The sequence below is a fragment of the Streptomyces pactum genome, assembly GCF_016031615.1.
GTDB classification, from domain to species: domain Bacteria; phylum Actinomycetota; class Actinomycetes; order Streptomycetales; family Streptomycetaceae; genus Streptomyces; species Streptomyces pactus.
The window spans coordinates 846,091-866,643 of sequence record NZ_JACYXC010000001.1 but is presented as its reverse complement, the minus strand read 5'-3'; the positions used below and the strand labels follow the sequence as shown (position 1 = coordinate 866,643).

Sequence of the window (20,553 nt, the reverse complement as noted above, 5' to 3'; positions counted from 1 at the left end):
GCGCGACGGCCCGCGCCGCGGCGCCCCCGCCGCACACACGTCGCCGCACACGTCGCCGTACGCGTCACCGCGCACGCCGCGCCGCACGTCAGATATCAGTTCACGAGCCTCGGGGTTCCGTCCATCAGGCTCAATCGGGAACGGGAGATCCGGAACCAATGCACGAGAACGAGGCCGAACGACGGCCCGATGGCCGAAGGACACCCATGGACGACCGCGCCGTTGCGGTCGTCGGGATGTCGTGCCGGGTCCCCGGCGCCGACGGCATCCGCGGGTTCTGGCAGATGCTGTGCGACGGCGTGGACGCGATCACCGACGCCCCGGCGGAGAGGGGGTACGACGCTCCCGAGCTGGCGCGCTTCCGCCGGGGCGGGTTCGTCGAGCGCGTCGCCGAGTTCGACGCCGGCTTCTTCGGCATATCCCCGCGCGAGGCCGCGGCCATGGACCCGCGCCAGCGCCTGGCACTCGAACTGAGCTGGGAGGCGCTGGAGGACGCCCGTACCGCACCGGAGAGCCTGCGCGGCAGCACCACCGCGGTCTTCCTCGGCGCCACGGGCGACGACTACGCCTCGCTGGTCCACCGGCACGGCCCCGACGCGGTGTCCCACCACTCGCTGGCCGGCCTGAGCCGGGGGGTGATCGCCAACCGGATCTCCCACCAGCTCGGCCTCCACGGACCGAGCGTCACGGTGGACACCGCGCAGTCGTCCTCCCTGGTGGCCGTGCACATGGCGTGCGAGAGCCTGCTGTCGGGAGCCGCCGGCCTGGCCCTGGCGGGCGGCGTCCACCTGAACCTGGTGCCGGAGAGCACGCTCGCCCTGGCCCGGGCGGGCGCGCTGTCACCTGACTGCCGCAGCTACACCTTCGACGCGCGCGCCAACGGCTTCGTCCGGGGCGAGGGCGCCGGCGTGGTGGTCCTCAAGCGCCTGGCGGACGCGGTCGCCGACGGCGACCCGATCCACTGCGTCCTGCTCGGCGGGGCGGTGAACCACGACGGTGACGGCCAGGCGCTGACCGTGCCCGACAGCGACGCCCAGCAGGCCCTGCTCCGGGAGGCGTACGCCCGGTCCGGGGTGGAGCCCGGGTGGGTGCGGTACGTCGAGCTGCACGGCACCGGCACCAGGGCGGGCGACCCGGTCGAGGCGGGCGCGCTCGGCTCGGTGTTCGGCCCGTCCCGGGACGCCGCGGAGCCGCTGCTGGTCGGCTCGGTGAAGACCAACATCGGGCACCTCGACGCGGCCGCCGGGGTCATCGGCCTGATCAAGGTCGCGCTGTCGGTGAAGCACGGAGTCCTCCCGGCGAGCCTCAACTTCGCCGAGCCGCACCCGTCGATCCCGATGGAGGAGTGGAAGCTCCGGGTGAACGCGGCCACCACCCCGTGGCCCGAGGGCCGCCGGCTCGCCGGCGTCAGCTCCTTCGGCGTCGGCGGCACCAACTGCCACCTCGTCGTAGCCGACCACCCGGCCGCACCCGAGCCGGAACCCGCGCCGGAGAGCTCCTCCCCGGTCCCGGTGGTGGTCTCCGGCAGGTCCGCCGCGGCGCTGCGCGCCCAGGCGGAACGGCTGCGGGAGTGGGTGGCGGCCGACCCCGGCCTGCGCACGGCGGACATCGGCCACTCCACGGTGACGACCCGGTCGGCGCTCAAGCACCGCGGGGTCGTCGTCGCCGCCGACCGCGCCGAACTGCTGGAGGGACTGTCCGCGCTGGCGGCCGGCGGGGCCGGGGCGAACGTCGCCGCCGGCGCCGCCACCGCCGGGTCCGGCGTGGTCTGGGTGTTCCCCGGCCAGGGGTCCCAGTGGACCGGCATGGCGCGCGGACTGTGGGAGTCCTCCCCGGCGTTCGCCGCCCGGATGGACGAGTGCGAGCGGCTGCTGGACGGCCTGGTGGACTGGTCGCTGCGGGACGTCCTCGACGACGAGGCCGCGCTGGCGCGCGTGGACGTGGTACAGCCCACCCTGTTCGCGGTGATGGTCTCGCTGGCCGAGGTGTGGCGCTCGGCCGGCCTGGTGCCCGACGCCGTCGTGGGCCACTCGCAGGGCGAGATCGCCGCCGCCTGCGCGGCCGGCATCATCTCCCTGGCCGACGGCCTGCGGCTGTCGGTCGGGCGCAGCCTCGCCATCGCCGCCGGGCTCTCCGGGCACGGGACGATGGCCTCGCTGGCCATGCCCGCCGGGGACGTGGACCGGGGCCGGGTCTCGGTCGCCGCGGTCAACGGCCCCAACGCGGTCGTCATCTCCGGCGAGACGGAGGCGGTGCGCGCGGTGGTGGCCGAGTGCGAGGCGCGCGGCACCCGTGCCCGCCTCATCCCCGTCGACTACGCGTCCCACTCCGCGCAGGTGGAGACCATCCGGGACGAGGTGCTGCGCGTCGCCGAGGGCATCACTGCCACCGACAGCGGTGTCGCGTTCTACTCCACCGTCACCGGCGGACGCCTGGACGCGAGCGCCCTGGACGCCGAGTACTGGTACCGCAACCTCCGGCAGGAGGTACGGCTGGCGGAGACCGTCGAGGTGCTGGCCGCCGCGGGCCACGCGGTGTTCGTGGAGGTCAGCCCGCACCCGGTGCTCACCATGGCCATCCAGGACACCGTGGACACCGCGGTGGTCCAGGGCACGCTGCGCCGCAACGAGGACGAACCGCGGCGCCTGCTGCTGTCCGCGGCCGAGCTGTACACCAAGGGCGTGGCGGTGGACTGGCGGCCCTTCCTGGCCGGCGGCCGCCGCGTACAGCTGCCCACCTACGCCTTCCAGCGGCAGCCGTACTGGGTCACCGGGGAGCGCGCGGAGCCGGCCGCGCCGCTGCCGGCCGGCGCCGCCGCGGCGGTGACCGAGGAGGCGGAGCCGGAACCGGAGCGCTCCCCGCACCTGTCCGAACAGCAGCTGTGGTCGCTGGTCCGCTCCCACACGGCGGCCGTGCTCGGGCACGCCGACCCCAAGCTGGTCGAACCCGACGCCACCTTCAAGGAACTCGGCTTCGACTCGGTGACCGCGGTACAGCTGCGCGACCGGCTGAACACCGCCACCGGGCTGCGGATGCCGACCTCGCTGCTCTTCGACCACCCGACCCCCACGGTGCTCGTGCGGCACCTGCGCGCGCAGCTGTCCGGCGGCGCCGCCGACCGGCCCGCCACCGAGGCGGCCCCCGCGGGCGCCGCCGACGATCCGATCGCGATCATCGGCATGAGCTGCCGGCTGCCCGGCGGCGTGGCCTCCCCCGAGGACCTGTGGCGGCTGGTCTCCGAAGGGGCGGACGCCATCGCGCCGTTCCCCGAGGACCGCGGCTGGCACCCGGACCGCGGCGCGGCATACGCCCGGGAGGGCGGATTCCTCGACGGCGCCACGGACTTCGACGCGGGCTTCTTCCGCATCAGCCCGCGCGAGGCGCTGACGATGGACCCCCAGCAGCGGCTGGTGCTGGAAGTGGCCTGGGAGGCGCTGGAGCGCGCCGGCCAGGACCCGGCCGCGCTGCGCCGCAGCCGGACCGCGGTCTTCATGGGGGCGATGAGCCAGGACTACCTCCCGCGCCTGCACGACGTCCCGGAGAACCTCGGCGGCCACGCCCTGACCGGCGGCGCCTCCAGCGTGGTGTCCGGGCGGGTCGCCTACGCCCTGGGCCTCGAAGGCCCCGCGGTGAGCGTGGACACCGCGTGCTCCTCGTCGCTGGTGGCGATCCACCTGGCGGCCCGGTCCCTGCGGTCGGGGGACTGCTCGCTGGCCCTGGCCGGCGGCGTCACGGTGATGTCCACGCCCGGGATCTTCGTGGAGTTCGCCCGGCAGGGCGGGCTCGCGGCCGACGGCCGGTGCAAGGCCTTCTCCGACGCGGCCGACGGCACCGGCTGGTCCGAGGGCGTGGGCGTGCTGGTGCTGGAGCGGCTGTCGGACGCGCGCCGCAACGGCCACCGGGTACTGGCCGTGCTGCGCGGCTCGGCCGTCAACCAGGACGGCGAGAGCAACGGGCTGACCGCCCCGAACGGCCCCTCGCAGGAGCGGGTGATCCGGCAGGCACTGGCCGGCGCGGGTCTGTCCACCGGCGACGTGGACGCCGTCGAGGCGCACGGCACCGGCACCACCCTGGGCGACCCGATCGAGGCCCAGGCGCTGCTGGCCACCTACGGGCAGGACCGCGAGGACCCGCTGTGGCTGGGGTCGGTGAAGTCCAACATCGGGCACACCCAGGCCGCCGCCGGCGCCGCGGGCGTGATCAAGATGGTCATGGCGATGCGCCACGGCGTCCTGCCGCGGACGCTGCACGTGGACGAGCCCTCCCACCACGTCGACTGGTCCTCGGGCGCCGTGGAGCTCCTCACCGAGGAGCGGGCCTGGCCCGAGGCCGGCCGGCCCCGGCGGGCCGGCGTCTCGTCGTTCGGCATCAGCGGCACCAACGCGCACGTCATCCTCGAACAGGGTGACCCGGGCGAGCCGGACGGGCCGGCGGAGCCGGAGGCCCGGCCCGCCCCGGCCGAGCCGGCCGGCATCGTGCCGTGGCTGGTGTCCGCGCGCAGCGCCGCCGTACTGCCGCGGCAGGCGGAGCGGCTGCGGGCGGCGGTGTCCGGCGACCCGGCCCCCGGGGTGGCCGATGTGGCGGTCTCCCTGGCCACCGGGCGCACGGCGTTCGAGCACCGCGCGGTGGTGCTGGGCACCGGGCGGGCGGAGCTGCTCTCCGGCCTGGAGGCGCTGTCCAGGGGCGACCGGGCCTCGGGGCTCGTCGTCGGCACCGCGTCCACCGCGCCGGACGTCGGCGTCCTGTTCTCCGGGCAGGGCAGCCAGCGCCTCGGCATGAGCCGTGAACTGGTGCGTACCTTCCCGGTGTTCGCCGAGGCCTGGCAGGCGGTCGGTGCCGCGTTCGCCCCGCTGCTGGAGCACTCGATCGACGACGTGGTGGCGGCGGAGCCCGGTTCGGACCGGGCGCGGCTGCTGGACGAGACGGCGATCACCCAGCCCGCGCTCTTCGCCTTCGAGGTGGCGGCGTTCCGGCTGCTGGAATCGCTGGGGGTCACCCCCGCGGTCCTGGTGGGCCACTCGATCGGCGAACTGGCCGCCGCGCACGTGGCGGGGGTCTTCTCGCTCGACGACGCGGCCCGCCTGGTGGCCGCCCGCGGCCGGCTGATGCAGGAACTGCCGCGCGGCGGGGCGATGGTGGCCGTCCAGGCCACCGAGGAGGAGGTCCGCGCGGCCCTGGAGGGCCACGGCGGCCTGGTCTCGGTCGCCGCGGTGAACGGCCCCGCCTCGGTGGTCGTCTCCGGCGCCGAGGACGCCGTGCTGGAGATCCGGGCGGCCTTCGCCGACCAGGGCCGCAAGACGCAGCGGCTCCGGGTCTCGCACGCCTTCCACTCCCCGCTGATGGAGCCGATGCTGGAGGAGTTCCGGCAGGTGGCGGAGTCGGTGGCGTACGCCGCGCCGCGCATCCCGGTCATCTCCAACGTGACCGGCGGCCCGGCCGGGGACGGCGCCCTGGAGCGGCCGGAGTACTGGGTGCGGCACGTCCGGGAGGCCGTGCGCTTCGCCGACGGGGTGCGGGCCACGCTGGCGGCCGGTGCCGAGGTCCTGGTCGAGGTGGGCCCCGACGGGGTGCTGGCCGCCATGGCGCGGGAGACCCTGGCCGACGCGGCACCCGACCTGCCCGTGGTCGCGCTGGCCCGCAAGGACCGGTCCGAGGCGCGCTCCGCGGTGGAGGCCCTGGCACGGCTGCACGTGGCGGGCGTGACCGTCGACTGGGCGTCCTACCTCACCGCCACCGGTGTCACCGGGCGCCAGGTCGACCTGCCCACCTACGCCTTCGACCGGCAGCGGTACTGGGTGGAGCCCCCGAAGCCCGGGAGCGACGTCACCGGCGCCGGTCTCGCCCCGGTCGACCACCCGTTCCTGGCCGCCGGCACCGACCTCGCCGTCGGTGACCAGCTGCTCCTGAGCGGGCTGCTCTCCCCGGCCGACGAGCGGTGGCTGGCCGACCACGCCATCTTCGGCAACGTGGTGTTCCCCGGGGCGGCGTTCCTGGAGATGGCGCTGCACGCCACGGACGAGGCCGGGTGCCGGGGCATCGAGGAACTCACCCTGCGGGCACCGCTGACCCTCCACGACGACCCGGTCCGGCTCCAGATCGTCGTCGGCGCGGCCGAGGACTCGGGCCGGCGACCCATCGGCATCCACTCCCGCCCGGCCACCGCCGGGCCGAGGTCCTGGACCGAACACGCGACCGGCTTCCTCTCCGCCGAGGCGGCCCCGGCGCCGGACGCGTCCGGACCGCAGGACTGGCCCCCGCGCGGCGCCGCCCCGGTCGACCTGGCCGGCTTCTACCCGGAGCTCGCCGACCGCGGCTACGCGTACGGCGAGGCGTTCCGGGGGCTGCGCGCCGCCTGGCGCCTGGACGACGAGGTGTACGGCGAGGTCCGGCTCCCCGCCGACGTCCGGCACGCCTCCGGCGGCTTCGGCCTCCACCCGGCCCTGTTCGACGCCGCGCTGCACCCGGTGCTGACGCTGCTGACCGCGGCCGACCCCGGCCAGGTGCTGCTGCCGTACGCCTGGTCGGGGGTGACCTCCCACGGCCCCGCCGGCACGGAACTGCGGGTCCGGGTCGCCCGCACCGCCGACCGGGAGGTGTCGCTGCACGTCACCGGGCCCGACGGCACCCCGGTGCTGACCGTGGACTCGCTGGCGCTGATGCCGGCCTCCGTGGAGCAGCTGACCGGCGGCACCGCCACCGACTCGCTGTTCACCACCGCATGGACGCCGCTGCCCGCGGCGTCCGGTCCCGGCGCGCCGCGACCGGACCTGGAGATCGTGCGGGTGGCCGCGGACGAGGACGCGGACGTCCCCGCCACCGCGCGGGCGACCGTGCGGGAGGTACTCGGCCTGGTGCAGAAGGCACTGCGGGACGAGCGGCTCGGCCGGTCGCGGCGGGTCGTCGTGACGCGCGGCGCGGTGGCGGTCACCGAGGACGAGACGCCCGACCTGGCCTGCGCCCCGGTCTGGGGCCTGGTCCGGTCGGTGCAGACCGAACACCCGGACCAGTTCGTCCTGGTGGACACCGACGGCCACGAGGAGTCGCTGCGCGCGCTGGAGACCCTGGACCCGGCCGGTGAACCCCAGCTGGCCATCCGCCGGGGCGTCACCTACGTGCCGCGGCTGGTCGCGGCACCGCAGGCGACGGACCCGCGCCCGGCCTGGAACCCGGACGGCACGGTGCTGATCACCGGCGCCACGGGTGGTCTCGGCGCGCTGTTCGCCCGGCACCTGGTGACCGGGCACGGGGTGCGGCGCCTGCTGCTGCTCAGCCGGCAGGGGTCGGCGGCGCCCGGCGCGGCCGAACAGGTCGCGGAACTCACCGCGCTCGGTGCCGAGGTCACGCTGGCGGCCTGCGACGTGACCGACCGGGACGCCCTGGCCGGGCAGATCGCGCGGATCCCGGAGGAGGCGCCGCTGACCGCGGTCGTCCACCTGGCCGGCGTGCTCGCCGACGGCAGCGCGGAGGCGCTGACGCCGCAGCAGCTCGACCGGGTGCTCCGGCCGAAGGTGGACGCCGCCTGGCACCTGCACGAACTGACCCGGGACCTGGGGCTGTCGGCGTTCGTGCTGTACTCGTCCATCGCCGGCACTCTCGGCACCTCGGGCCAGGCGAACTACGCCGCGGCCAACACCTTCCTGGACGCCCTGGCCGCGTACCGCAGGTCCGCCGGGCTGCCCGCGCTCTCCCTCGCCTGGGGCCCGTGGGAGCTGGGCATGGCGGGCACGCTCGGCCAGGTCGACCTGTCGCGGTTCCGGCGCAACGGCATCGTGCCGCTGTCCGCCGCCAGGGGCGCCGCGCTGTTCGACACCGCGCTCGCCCTCGACACGGCGGCGGTGGTCCCCGCCGTGCTCGACCCGGCGGCGCTGCGGCAGCTGGAGACGGTGCCCGCGCTGCTGCGCGGCATGGCCGGGCCGCGGCAACCGAGTGCCGAGGAGCCCTCCGTACCGCCGCTGGTGCAGCGGCTGGCGGAGCTGTCCCCCGAGGAACAGCTGAGCGAGCTGCTGGACCTGCTGCTCGCCACCTCGGCGGTGGTGCTGGACTACCCGTCCGCCGACGACATCGACGCCGACATGTCCTTCAAGGAGATCGGCTTCGACTCGCTGAGCGGGGTGGAGTTCCGCAACGAGGTCAAGAAGGACACGGGCCTGCAGATCCCGGCGACGGTGATCTACAACTACCCGACCCCGGCGGCCCTGGCGGAACACCTGCGGGACCGGCTGTTCCCGGAGGACGCCGAGGACACCGGACCGCGGGACGACGAGGACGACCTCGCGGACGACCTGGACGACGAGATCGACGCCCTGGACGTCGAGAACCTCATCCAGCGCGCTTTTGACGAATAGAGGGTGGAGCGAATGAAACCGGAAGACCTGAAGACCCTGCGCCAGTTCGTCAGGAGCGAACTCACCGGCGACAACGCGCAGGTGGACACACTGACGGACAAGCCCCTGCCGGTGTACGACACGTTCCGCGAGACCGGCCTGGCCAACTGGTGGCTGCCCCAGGAGGTCGGCGGCCGCGGGCTGAGCCTGGAGGACAGCGTCGAGATCGTCAACGAGATCGCCTACGGCGACGCCGGCGTGGCCTTCACGCTGTTCATCTCGGTCCTGGGCACCACCATGGTGCAGCTGTACGGCTCCGAGGAGCTGAAGGCCCGCTATCTGGAGCCCATGGCGGCCCGGGGTTCCTTCTGCGCGACGCTGGGCAGCGAGCGGAACGCCGGCAGCGAGCTGAGCAAGATCGAGACCGTGGTCACCCGTGACGGGGACGACCTGGTCATCACCGGGGAGAAGTTCTTCTCCACCAACACCGATTTCGCCGACTTCCTGGTCGTCGTCGCCAGGGCGGCCGACGACCCCGAGGCGTACCACGCGATCGTGGTGCCGCGGGGGACCCCGGGCGTCGAGATCGTCAAGCGGTGGGACGTCATCGGTCTGCGGGCGTCGCACACGTACCAGGTGAAGCTCGACGGCTGCCGGGTGCCCGCCGACCACCGGCTGGAGGGCTCCGGGCTCCGGCTGCTGGAGATCGGCCTCAACACCAGCCGCATCCTGATCGCGGCGACCGCGATCGGCATCGCGCGGCGCATCCGGGACCACTGCATGACGTACGCCAAGAGCAAGCCGTTCCGGGACGGCACCCTGCTCGACAGCCCGGTGTTCGCGCAGAAACTGGGCCAGATGGAAATGCTGATCGACGTCATGAAGAGCCACTGCCTCAAGGCGGCCCGCGACTGCGACCAGATCATGGCGAAGCCGGACGCGGCCACCGCCTTCGCGCGGCAGGGCACGCTGAAGTCGGCGCTGACCGCCAAGATGTTCTGCGGCCAGGCCGGCTGGGACGTGGCGAGCGTCGGCTCGGAGATGTTCGGCGGGCTGGGGTACACCCACGACCTGCCCATCGGGAAGCTGCTGCGCGACATCCGCTACGTCTCGATCGTCGAAGGCGGCGACGACGTCATGCGCGAGCTGGTCTTCAGCCGTTACGTCGTCCCCGTGCCGCGCCGGACGTAGTCCGGCCCGCCCGCTCCGCGCCACGGCGTGACCGTGGCGCGGGGCCACCGGTGGTCCCCGCGCCGCCCCGGCGGGGACCACCGGTGCGAACGCCGTGGGCGGCACCCGGGTGCCACCGGGCCGACGGGGCGGCGGCACCGGGCGGTGACACGACCACCGGCCCCGCCGGTCGCAGGCCCGGCCACCACCTCGGGTGCCGGGCTAAGAACCGGGGTGTCTCGTCCGCCTCGCACCCCGGAGCACCGGTGTGCCCGCCAGGATCGGCGTGCTCGCCCGGATCCGTGGGCAGCGTCTGCCGCTCGCCGCCGAGAACGTCGAACAGGCCAGGCCCGGGCCCGGGACCGGCCGCCGTTCCACCCCTCGCCGTCCGACCAGGCCCGGGCCGCGAACGCCGGCGCCCTACCGGTCAGCCGGCTCCGCTCGTGCAGCGGAATCAGTCCTCGTCCTCGGACAGACGGAAATAGACGGTCCCCGACCGCCAGGGGCCGTGCTCGGTCATCTCCGACTCGATCACCACGTCCTGGATCTCGGCGGGGCCCAACGCCTCGATGGCATCCGCCAGCCGCCGCAAGAGGGCCGGAACGCTGTCGCAGCCGGGGCCGGCAGGGTTGGCCAGCGAGAAACGGCGCACCGTCCGGTGCGTCGGAGTCTCCGTCACGCCACCGATCGTAGGCCCTGCCCTCACCCGGTCGGCAGGCGACGGCGGGCCGGGCGGCACCCCGGGGCCGATGAGCGGCGAGCGGCCGGGAGAAGTCGCGCTCGAACTACCGCAGATCGTCGAGGAGGCCGTCCAGGGCCTTCGCGAGGGCCGCGGCGTTGGCCGGATCGAACCAGGTGGTGCGGATGCGCTCGTTGTTCCCTCCGGGCGTCTCGTGGTCGGCGGCGAGCCGGTGCAGGGAGCGCTCGTCACCCAGGGAGCGGCCGACGTTCCCGAAGAGGCCGCGCACGTACCGCTCGGCGGTGCCCGGAGCGATGCCGTGGCCGGCGGCCCACGAGGTGAGGGTGGCGAGGTAGGCGTAGTGGGCGGTGAGCGTCCCGGTCAGGGCGGAGAAGACGTCGAAGGCCCCTTCGTCCGCGACCGGGAGCGCCCCGCCCAGTTGGTCGAAGAGGGAGTCCACCACCGGGTGCGATGGGCAGGTCACGGTGACGGAGCGGCGCTCGCGCACGGCGGGCAGCGGGATGGCGCGGACGATCGGGGCGCCGGTGGCCAGCGTGCGCCGCAGGTCGTCGGTGGCGACGCCGGCCATCAGGCTGATCACGGTCGTGTCGTCGTCCACCCGCAGCCCGGCGAGCGCCTCGCGGTGGTCCTGGCGGCGTACCGCGATGATCACCACCTCCGAGCGGTCCACCACGTCCTGGTTGCCGGCGCACACCCGGACGCCTTCGAAGCGCTCGGACAGTTCGGCGGCGGCGCGAGCCCCCCGGGGAGAGAGGAAGACCTCGGGCGACGCACCGCCCCCGTGGCGCAGGCCCTCGACGACGGCCCGGCCGATCTCGCCCACTCCGATGATGCCGATGCGCTGCACGGTGTCTTCCTCCTGGTGTGTGGTGGTCCCGGCCCGTGGTGGCGCGGGTCCGGGTGGCCGGGGACTGCCGGCGCCCCTGGCGCGCGGTGGGGGGGATGACGTCACGCCGGTCGCGGTCGTCTCCACAGCAGGGCGACCGCGACGAGGCCCGCCAGGCAGGGCAGCATCCCGGCCCAGCCCATTGCCGGCGGCAGGCCGGTGTCGCCGGAGGTGTCCTTGGTGAGCAGCCCGGTCAGTCCGGTGCCGGTGCCGATCAGGAACATCACGGTCGCGGCGGGGCGGGCCCACCGCCTGCCCGCCGTGACGGCCCAGGCCGTCGTGAGCCAGGCGAGGACGCCGAGCGCTCCGATGACGGTCCATATGACCAGGTAGGTGGTGACGGCCGAGTCGATCCGCGCCGGGGGGTACGCGGGGTAGCCGGCCCGGATGTGATCGGCCAGCACATGGGTGGTGCCGTGGTCGACGTACGCGGCGACCGTGGTGAGGACGGTCAGCGCAAGGCCCGCGTACATCGCTCCCAGTGCCCCACGTGCGGGGGACGGGTTCGTCATCGGGGTGCCTCTTTCGTCATCGGTCGATCAGGGCGATGCCGCGGTCGCCGTACCGGGCCTCCCGCCGGACCTCGGCGGCGGCTGCGGCGGAGCCGGGGCCGGTCCCGGTCGGGCGGCGGTTGGCGGCGGTCGGGCTGCCGCGCGGGCGCCGCCGAGCCCGCCGATCGGCGGCGGCACGCCGGTTCGTGGTGAGGCAGGCCCGGACCGGTCGCCTCCGGAGCGGTGACGCGGCGGCCCCGCCGGGGCCGTGGGCGCCGGACACGCTGCTGCCGCCCGGGGCGGGGGACCGGCAGGCTGCCGGTCCCCAGGGAGCAGCGGACATACCGTCACTTCGCCAGGGCCGTGCGGAGGAAGGCGAGGATCTCCGCCTGGGCGGCCTCGGCCTGTGGTTCCACGCCGGGCAGGGTCAGGAAGGCGTGCGGTGCCCCGGGGTATTCGGAGAGCCGGACAGGCGTGCCGGCCGCGCGCAGCCGATCGGCGAAGCTGCGGCCGTGGTCGGCGACCGCGTCCCGGGTGGGCACCACCACGAGCGCCGGGGGGAGCCCGCTCAGGTCGTCCGCGTACAGCGGCGAGACCGCGCGGGCGTCGGCTCCCCGCGGGACGGCGAGCCGCCGGAAGAACCGCAGCAGCGGCAGGGCCCGGGTCGGGCTGTAGGCGTACTCGGTCATCGAGGCGTGGTCGAACATCGTGTCGGTCACGTCGGTCACCGGGTTGACCAGTACCTGCGCCTTCAGCTCCAGGCCGGCCTCCCGGGCCCGGACGGCCGTCAGGGCGCAGATCAGCGCACCGCAGCTCTCGCCGAACACGGCCGTGCGTGCCGGGTCGACGCCCCACCGAGCGGCGTTCCGCACCACGTGCCGGAGCGCGTCCCAGCCGTCGTCGACGGCGTCCGCGAGCGGGCTGCCGGGTGCGAGGAGGCGGTGTTCGACGGAGACGACAAGCGCGGGCAGCCGCGCGGCGAGGTGGCTGCTGGTCCAGTCGCACTGCGCCGCCGTGCCCACGAAGCCGCCTCCGTGGACGTGGATCACGAGCGGCAGGCCGGTCCGGGCCGTGGCCTCGCCGTCGCCGGCCGGGGCCGGCCGGTACACCCGGACCGGCAGGTCGCGGTCGGCGAGCGTGATCTCCTGCCAGTCGATGGCGGCGCCGGGGTGCGGCTCTCCCAGGACGGCGCGGGCCGCGCCGGAGGCCCGGAAGCGGTTCTCCGCGTCGCGGTAGGCGAACAGTTCCTCGGTCGTCATCGCCGAGAAGTCGGGCTCCGGCGGCCGCGTGACCGTCGTGCTCTCCCCCATGGTTCGTACTCCCCTCCGCCTCAAGTGCCGGGCCCCTCCCGGTCGTTGAGCGGGTCGCCCTCATTATGCACGCACTGCGTGCATAGGCAAGTGCACCGGTTAGGATCGTGCGTGACGAGAGGGGCGAGATGACGGGCCGACGGCGATGGTCGACCGAGGAAATCCTGGACACGGCGGCGGAGATGCTGCGCACGGACGACGCCGGGTCGTTCAGCGTGCGCAAGCTCGCCGCGGCGCTCGGGACCGACTCCTCCAGTCTCTACCGGCACTTCCGCAACAAGACCGAGCTGCTGCGGGCGGTCGCCGACCGGGTCCTGCTGGCCACCATGGACGGCTACCACCCCGAGGGCGACTGGAAGCAGCGCATCACCGCCCTGGCCCTGCGCCTGCGCGAGGCGTTCGGCGAGCAGCTCCAGCTCGCCGCGGTGTGGGGGCGCTACGGGTCCGGCGGCACCGGTTCCCGCCTGGTCATGGAGGAGTTGCTGCAGGCCCTGCGCGCGTCGGGCCTGCCCGACGAGGAGATCCCGGCGCGCTACCACCGCATCGTGATCCTCCTCGCCGCGCTGATCTCCTCCGAGGCCGGGATCGGCACCCTCACCCCCGAGGAGTACGAACAGGGCGTGGAACAGTTCCGCGTCGCGGTGCTCGGCGCCGACCCCGAGCGCTTCCCGGCCCTGGCCCACTTCGCCCGCGACATCCGCCCCCTCGGAGCGGAGCGCCGCGCCGCGTTCGAGGAGATCCTCGCCGCCCACCTCGCCCACATCGAGTCACGGATCCCCTGACGGGCCGCATCGCGAGTGCCTCTGCCCGCGGGGCGGTACGGCGGCCGGGTGGTGCCGGGGGAGTGGGGGGCGGCGGAGCGGGCGTGTCCGGACCGGGCCGGCCCGGCAGTCCGCCGGCCGGGCCTGCTCCCGGGCGCCCGACGGGTGCGGGCCCGCAGGCAGCTCCCGGCCTTCACCGCACGTCCCCCGTCCGGCCGGGTGGAGGATCACTGCCCGGGCGGTCGCAGGGGTGTCAGTCCCACCAGAAGTCCCAGCAGTTCAGCCCGATCAGATGCTCGGCGTAACTGGCCAGGTCGCGGTGGGCGCCCTGCCAGACGTTGTCGGGACAGAAGGCGAAGTGCTCGGCGGCGACGCCCAGGGCGTCATCCAGACCGTTCGGTGGTGCGGCGACGCTGAGGTGCAGGGTGGCGAAGCCGACGCCGACGACGCGTGCGCCGAAGCGGTCCTCCCAGTCGCGGACGACGGCGGAGAACGTGGCGGTGTCGCTGTCGTAGTTCGCGGGTCCGGTCCAGCCGGCGGCGGCCAGGGCGTCGGCTCCGCGCGGTGCCGTGACCAGTCCGAGGCGGGCATGGGGGTACCGGTCCAGGAAGACCCGCGCGTACTGCTCGGCCATGGCGTCGGGGTCATCGACGGGTGTGCACGCGGGGGCGGGCCCGGGCCAGGTCCGGCCGAAGGGGGCGGTGACGGCCAGGCGTTCCTCCGCGCTGAGCGGGTCGTCGTCCTCGTCGGTGACGGTGTGGTCCCGCCACCAGCGGGCGAGGAGCGCCCGGGGGTCGTGGTCCGCCGGCGACGACATGTCCTCGGGGTGGATCTCACCGCAGCCCCAGGGACGGAACTGGGTGTCGTGCGGGTCCAGCGGGCACAGCAGGAGCGGCCAGAGCCCGGACGTGGCATGCTCGGCGCGCAGCCGGGACCACAGCCCGGTGGCGGGCGGACCGTCGCTCAGCCACAGCGGCCGCTGGCCGCCGTCGCCTTCGTTCGAAGTGATCATGCGGCCGGGCGGCAGCGGCAGGCCGGCGGTCAGACGCGATTCGAGGTTCACGAGCGGATGTTAGGTCCGGGGTACGACAGCGGTGTGACCGTAGGATCACCTGCCGGTCCGCCGCCTTGCGCAGCAGGTCGGCCTCCGAGATCACCCCCATGGGGCGGTCCAGGTCGTCCACGACCGGTACGGCGGTGACGTCGTTGGCCGCCAGGAGCCTGGCGACCTCCTTGAAGGGCATCTGCGGCCGGGCCCGGACGACCGCCCTGGTCATGAGCTCTCCGACGGTGCGATGGTGCATCTTGGGTTCCCTTCCGCGTTCAGGGCCGGTCCGGGCCTCAGGAGGGTGCGCCGACCCCGATGCGCGCCGCCACGTCCACGACGCCCTCGACACCGCGCACCAGCCGTACGACGACGGGGATCAGACCGGCGTCACGGACCTGGCCCGACAGCGTGACCACTCCGTCCGACACACTCATCCGCAGTTCCCCGAAGGCGTGCAGCGGATCGGCGAGGAGCACGCCGCGCACCTCGCCCTGGAGTTCCTCGTCGGAGCGCAGGAAGACCTTCAGCAGATCGGCCCTGCTGACGATGCCGCACAGTTTCGCCTCGCCGTCGATCACGGGCAGCCGCTTCACTCGCCGTATCGCCATGGTCCGGGCCGCCTCCGCCACGGTGGCGTCCGCGTGCACGGTGACCGCGGGGCTGCTCATCAGCTCCTCGGCCGTCACCGCCCAGGCCTTCACCAGCTCCGCGAAGCGCTGCCGGGCCATCCCGGGCCGTTCCAGCATGTCGTCGCGGAACTCCTCCTTCGGCAGCAGGTCCGCCTCCGACACCACGCCGATGACGCGACCCTCGCCCTCCAGGACCGGTACCGCGCTGACCTTCCAGCGGCCCATGATCTCGACGACCTCCCTGAACGACGCCTCGCGTCCCACGGCGACGACCGTCCGCGTCATGACGTCACTGACCCTGCGCGGCGACTCGGCCATGGGGACTCCTCGCACGGATACGGTGCTGCGGACGACCTGGAGGGCGGAAGCGCCGCCGTCCCGGAACCCCCTCCTTCGAAGATACAAAGTCCCGGGCGGGGCGCCACCGGACGTCGCGGCACCCACCGCGCGGACCGGGACGCTGCCCCTCCGCAGGGGCCCCGGGCCGTCCCCGGCCGTCGCCCGCCGTCCCGGCCGCCGTGCGCGACGGAGTCACGGCACGCGTGCCGTGACTCCGTACCGACCCCCCCGTGTCTGCCGGGCACACGCCGTGCCGTGCGGGCCGACGGAGCCCGGGCGCCACGCCGCCACCTCCCGCCGCTCGCCCTCGCGGTGTGTCCGGTCCGCACCGGGGAGGGCGTGGGGGACGTCCGGCTCCGGCCGGTCGCAAGGGCCCGGGCCCCGCACCGCCGCCGGAACGGGCTTGAGCGGGACTGCGTGGGGCGGGCTGGATACCGGGCCGGTGTCCGTGTTTCAGCGTTCCTGTAGCAGCGCGGCCAGTCTGTCGAGCTGAGCGGGGTCCTGGAGGGCGGATCCGACTCCGACGACCCGCGCGCCCGCGTCCAGGAACTGCCTGGCGTTGGCCGCGTCCACTCCACCGGTGGCGACGAACTGCGCTCGTGGGAACGGCCCGTGCATCAGCTTGATCCATCCCGCGCCCAGCACGGAGGCGGGGAAGGCCTTGAGCCACCGCAAGCCGAGGCGGCCCGCAGCCTGGATCTCGGAGGCGGTGGCCACACCGGGCAGGTAGGGCAGGGAGGCCTCCAGGCTGGTCGCGGCCACGTCGGGGTCCAGGCCCGGGGCCACGGCGAAGGAGGCCCCTGCGCCGACTGCCTGCCTCACCCGTTCCCGGGTGGTCACGGTGCCTGCTGCCACGCCCAGCCCCCGGCCTCGGCCGGCTTCCACCGCGGCGGCCAACGCCTGCGCTCCGTCCTGGGACTGGACGGGTACTTCGACCCAGTCCACACCGAGATCCCAGGCTCGTTCGGCCAGCTCGACGGTCCGCAGCGGGTCGAACCCGCGCAGGATCGCCATCAGCGGGCGGCCGTCGAACGCCGTGTCGAACCAGCTGTCGGTGTCCATCTCCTGCTCGCTCCTGTTCGTGTCCGGTCTTCGTTCCCTGGCCGCGGTTTCAGCGGTGTACGTCCTCAGCACCGGACAGCAGGCCCAGCTCCCCGCGGTGGGGCAGCCCCTCCCAGTCCCCGGGGACGGACACCGCGAACGCCCCGCACAGCGCGCCCCGGCGCAGCCGGCCGGCAGGATCGAGCCCCTCCAGCCTGGCGCTGAGGTATCCGGCGACGAACGCGTCGCCGGCGCCGACCGGGTCCACGCAGCTGACGCGGACCGCCGGTACCGCGACGGTCTCGGAGCCGGCCAGGGCTACCGCCCCTCGGCCGCCGCGCTTGACCACCACCTCGGTCGGCCCCAGGTCGCGGACGGCCGCGGCGATGGCCTCCGGTGCCGTCTCCCCGGTGAGCAGTCGTAGCTCCTCCTCGCCGCCGAACACCACGTCCACCCGGCCGATCAGAGACCGCAGTGCGGCGGCCGCGTCCTGCCTGCTCCACAGCATGGAGCGGTAGTTGATGTCCAGGCTCACCGTGACACCGGCCGGGCGGGCCAGCTCCACGGCATGCTCGACGGCGTCCCGGGCGGACAGGCTGAGCCCCAGCGTGATCCCGGTGGTGTGCAGGGCCTTGGCGGAGCGGACGAGGGCCTCGTCCACGTCGGCACGGCACAGCCGGGATCCCGCCGAACCGTGCCGGTGGTACGAGGCGACGACCCGATCGGCGATCCGGTGGTACCGCAGCATGAACGCCGTGGGGGCGTCCGTATCGACGACGAGACGGGACGGGTCGACGCCCTCCGCCCGCAGTTGGTCACCGATCACCTGGCCCATCGGGTCGTCACCGACCCGCCCGAGCATCGCGACTCGGAGCCCGAGCCTGGCAAGGCCGATGGAGACGTTGCTCTCCGCACCGGCGAAGGAGAAGGTGACCGGGGTTCCGGGCACCAAGGGGCCGGTCGCCTCGCTCCGGAACAGACCGAGGCTCTCACCGACGGTGACGACGTCTGTCATGGAACTCCTTCTGGCCGACGGCGGGCCCGTGAGCGGGAAGATCGCCCTGCTGCGGGTGGGAGCCGGGTGGTAGTTCGTTGACCGGATATCGTGCCGGTTGCCCTGTCAGCACCCGTACGGCTTCTTCAGCGGCGATGGTCCGTACCGTCCTGACGGCTTCCTCGGAGTAGTAGGCGGCGTGGGGTGTGACGATCACGTTGGGCAGTTCGAAGAGGGGGTTGGTCGGGCGCCATCCGCGCTGTTTCGCGGGTTCCTCCTCGATGTCGTCCAGCGCCGCGCCGGCGATCCATCCTTCGGTGAGGGCGTGGTGGAGTGCCGCGTCCTCCACGATGGGCCCGCGTGCGGTGTTGACGAGGATGGCGGTCGGCTTCATCCGGCGGAGCGTCGCGCGATCGAAGGTGTGGTGTGTCTGGGGGGTGAGCGGCGTCTGGACCACCACGTAATCGGCACCTTCCACCAAGTCGGCGAAAGACATCGGCCTGACGTGGGCTTCCCGGATCTCGGACTGGTCGAGGAAGGGATCGTGTGCCCATACGTCGACGCCGAAGGCTTTTGCTCGTTCGGCGATGAGCCGTGCGATGGAGCCGAAGGACAGCAGGCCCAGCGCCTGTCCCCGCAGTCTGTGGATGGGTTTGCCGGTCTTCCAGTGCCATTCGCCCTGTCGGGTCGCCCGGTCGTAAGGGCAGATCTTGCGTGCGGCTGCGAGCCAGAGCGCGACGGCATGATCGGCGACCTCTTCGGCGCACCATTCGTTCGGTGCGTTCGTGACCTGGATTCCGCGTCGGGTGGCGGCGTCGACATCGACGGTGTCCACGCCGGTGCCGTAGCGGGCGATCACCCGGCAGCGGGTCAGCGCGTCGATGGCGCGGGAACCGACCCGCGCGTACTGGGTCAGAACGCCGCCGGCCTCTCGTCCCGCCTCGATCACCTCGTCCTCGCTCTTGCACTGTGCGGCGAGGAGCCGGAGCCCGGCGCCTTCGACGACGGCGCGTTCGATGTCCACATCGCCGAAGTCGTAGTCGGCGATCAGGATCGTTTCGCGGGAGTCAGTGCGAGTCACGAGGAATCCCCTTGGTGTGAATGAGGTCCTGGTACGACACGGCAAGCTCCAGGCAGCCCCCGCTGTCCAGTTGGCCGACCGTGGAACGGTAGATCTCCTGCCACGGTGTCTGGTGCTCCAGTGCCGGGGGTGTGTGGTCGGCCCACCGCGCGGCGATCTCCTCATCCGGCAGGAGGACGTCGACGCGCGCGTTGTCCAGGTCGAGACGGATCCGGTCACCGGTGCGCAGGATGGCGAGGTTGCCGCCGACCGCGGCCTCGGGGCTGGCGTTGAGGATGGACGGTGCGTCCGAGGTGCCGCTCTGCCGGCCGTCTCCGAGCGTGGGCAGCGCGGTGATGCCTCGCTGGACCAGCACCGCGGGAAGCTCCATGTTCACGACCTCGCCGGAGCCCGGATATCCGACGGGCCCGGTGTAGCGGATGACGAGGAGGCAGTCCTGGTCGATGTCCAGCTCCGGGTCCTCGATGCGGGCGTGATAGTCCTCGGGCCCGTCGAAGACGATGGCGCGGAGGTCGAACACCGCCGGATCGTCGGAGTCTGGCAGGACGCGGGCTTGGAAGGTGTCGGTGATGACCGACGTTTTCATGATCGCGGAGTTGAACAGGTTCCCGGTCATGACGAGCAGTCCGCCTTGTGCGGTGACGGGGTCGTGGACGGGGCGGATGACCGCCGGGTCGGCGGGCGGGGCATTGACCAGGTTCTCGGCCACCGTACGGCCCGAGACGGTTACGGCGTCACCGTGCAGGTGCCCCGCTTCCAGCAGCGACCGCATGACTGCGGGGACACCGCCGGCGCGGTGGAAGTCCTCACCGAGGAACTCCCCTGCGGGAGCGAGGTTCACCAGCACCGGGATGTCGCGTCCGACGCGGTACCAGTCCTCATTGGACAGGTCCACCCCGACATGACGTGCGATGGCGTTGATGTGGATGGGCGCGTTGGTCGACGCCGCGATGGCCGATGCGACAACGATCGAGTTCTCGAAGGCCTGCCGTGTCATGATCTTGCGGGGGGTCAGGCCCTCCCGCACCAGGGTCACCGCCCTGCGACCTGTCTCGTAGGCGATTTGCGCCCGCTCGGCGTAGGGGGCGGGGATCGCCGCGCAGCCGGGCAGGGACATTCCCAGGGCCTCGGCCAGACTGTTCATCGACAGCGCGGTGCCCATCGTGTTGCAGTGCCCGATGCTGGGCGCGGAGGCGGTCACCCGTGCCATGTATTCGTCGTAGTCGATCTGCCCGCTGGCCAGGAGCCGCTTCGACTGCCAGATCACCAGCCCCGAGCCCGTCCGCATACCGTTGTGATAGCCGTTGAGCATAGGCCCCCCGGACAAGACGACCGCCGGGATGTTCACTGTCGCCGCCGCGGTCAGACAGGCAGGTGTGGTCTTGTCGCAGCCCGTCGTCAGAACCACTCCGTCAAGTGGGTATCCATAGAGCACCTCGACCAGTCCGAGATAGGCGAGGTTGCGGTCCAGCGCCGCGGTGGGGCGCTTCCCGGTCTCCTGCAACGGATGCACGGGAAACTCGAACGGAATGCCGCCACCGTCGCGGACCCCGGCCTTGATCCGGTCGGCGAGGAAGAGATGGTGCCGATTGCAGGGAACCAGGTCGCTACCTGTCTGAGCAATTCCGATGATCGGTCGGCCCGACTGAAGTTCTCCCCGTGTGAAGCCGTAGTTCAGGAACCGCTCAAGATACAGAGCCGTCATCTCCGGATTTCCCGCATTGTCCCACCACGCCTGGCTGCGTAGCTCCCTCGCGGTGCGCTTCGTCGGTGACATGA

At 73.5% G+C, this 20,553-nt stretch carries 13 protein-coding genes and 1 pseudogene; 3 read left to right on the top strand and 11 right to left on the bottom strand.

What is annotated here, in order from left to right:
- Positions 1–206: 206 nt before the first annotated feature.
- Together IHE55_RS03450 and IHE55_RS03445 are read left to right on the top strand one after the other, a co-directional pair.
- The gene (locus IHE55_RS03450) at positions 207–8,345 is read left to right on the top strand and encodes a type I polyketide synthase (protein WP_197987665.1); all 8,139 of its coding nucleotides are present in this window, start codon (positions 207–209) and stop codon (positions 8,343–8,345) included.
- 12 nt (positions 8,346–8,357) lie between these two features.
- Positions 8,358–9,515 (top strand): acyl-CoA dehydrogenase family protein, encoded by a 1,158-nt coding sequence (locus IHE55_RS03445; protein WP_197987664.1) that lies wholly within the window; start codon positions 8,358–8,360, stop codon positions 9,513–9,515.
- Between the two features lie 433 nt (positions 9,516–9,948).
- Here the strand turns inward: IHE55_RS03445 and IHE55_RS03440 are convergent, their stop codons facing one another.
- The 4 genes from IHE55_RS03440 to IHE55_RS03425 form a co-directional block, all read right to left on the bottom strand.
- A complete protein-coding gene (locus tag IHE55_RS03440) occupies positions 9,949–10,173 on the bottom strand; it encodes a hypothetical protein (RefSeq protein WP_197987663.1) in 225 nt (74 codons plus the stop codon).
- Between the two features lie 106 nt (positions 10,174–10,279).
- Complete coding sequence (locus tag IHE55_RS03435; RefSeq protein ID WP_197987662.1) at positions 10,280–11,041, bottom strand: NAD(P)-binding domain-containing protein; 762 nt, start codon at positions 11,039–11,041, stop codon at positions 10,280–10,282.
- Positions 11,042–11,142: 101 nt separating this feature from the next.
- Positions 11,143–11,592, bottom strand: a complete 450-nt coding sequence (locus tag IHE55_RS03430; RefSeq protein ID WP_232265434.1) for a hypothetical protein — start codon at positions 11,590–11,592, stop codon at positions 11,143–11,145.
- 326 nt (positions 11,593–11,918) lie between these two features.
- Positions 11,919–12,881 carry an alpha/beta hydrolase gene (locus IHE55_RS03425; protein WP_197987661.1) on the bottom strand — a complete coding sequence of 321 codons (963 nt, stop codon included), beginning with the start codon at positions 12,879–12,881 and terminating at the stop codon, positions 11,919–11,921.
- A gap of 128 nt (positions 12,882–13,009) precedes the next feature.
- Here IHE55_RS03425 and IHE55_RS03420 point away from each other — a divergent pair, with 128 nt between their 5' ends.
- The gene (locus IHE55_RS03420; RefSeq protein ID WP_197991758.1) at positions 13,010–13,663 is read left to right on the top strand and encodes a TetR/AcrR family transcriptional regulator; all 654 of its coding nucleotides are present in this window, start codon (positions 13,010–13,012) and stop codon (positions 13,661–13,663) included.
- A 232-nt stretch (positions 13,664–13,895) separates the two neighbouring features.
- On the opposite strand, the gene IHE55_RS03415 is transcribed toward IHE55_RS03420, so the two are convergent.
- The 7 genes and pseudogenes from IHE55_RS03415 to IHE55_RS03385 all read right to left on the bottom strand — a co-directional run bounded on the left by IHE55_RS03415 (position 13,896) and on the right by IHE55_RS03385 (position 20,551).
- Positions 13,896–14,705 carry a DUF4253 domain-containing protein gene (locus tag IHE55_RS03415; RefSeq protein WP_307826495.1) on the bottom strand — a complete coding sequence of 270 codons (810 nt, stop codon included), beginning with the start codon at positions 14,703–14,705 and terminating at the stop codon, positions 13,896–13,898.
- A gap of 121 nt (positions 14,706–14,826) precedes the next feature.
- Positions 14,827–14,886: pseudogene (locus IHE55_RS32950) on the bottom strand (hypothetical protein); the annotation flags it as partial.
- A gap of 97 nt (positions 14,887–14,983) precedes the next feature.
- The gene (locus IHE55_RS03405; protein ID WP_197987659.1) at positions 14,984–15,637 is read right to left on the bottom strand and encodes a CBS domain-containing protein; all 654 of its coding nucleotides are present in this window, start codon (positions 15,635–15,637) and stop codon (positions 14,984–14,986) included.
- A 474-nt stretch (positions 15,638–16,111) separates the two neighbouring features.
- Complete coding sequence (locus IHE55_RS03400) at positions 16,112–16,720, bottom strand: bifunctional 4-hydroxy-2-oxoglutarate aldolase/2-dehydro-3-deoxy-phosphogluconate aldolase (protein WP_197987658.1); 609 nt, start codon at positions 16,718–16,720, stop codon at positions 16,112–16,114.
- Positions 16,721–16,769: 49 nt separating this feature from the next.
- Positions 16,770–17,714 carry a sugar kinase gene (locus tag IHE55_RS03395; protein WP_197987657.1) on the bottom strand — a complete coding sequence of 315 codons (945 nt, stop codon included), beginning with the start codon at positions 17,712–17,714 and terminating at the stop codon, positions 16,770–16,772.
- Positions 17,689–18,774, bottom strand: coding sequence for a C-terminal binding protein (locus tag IHE55_RS03390; RefSeq protein WP_197987656.1), 1,086 nt, complete (start codon positions 18,772–18,774; stop codon positions 17,689–17,691). The genes IHE55_RS03395 and IHE55_RS03390 overlap by 26 nt, the downstream gene beginning before the upstream one ends.
- Positions 18,761–20,551, bottom strand: coding sequence for an IlvD/Edd family dehydratase (locus IHE55_RS03385; protein WP_197987655.1), 1,791 nt, complete (start codon positions 20,549–20,551; stop codon positions 18,761–18,763). The genes IHE55_RS03390 and IHE55_RS03385 overlap by 14 nt, the downstream gene beginning before the upstream one ends.
- Between the last annotated feature and the right edge of the window lie 2 nt (positions 20,552–20,553).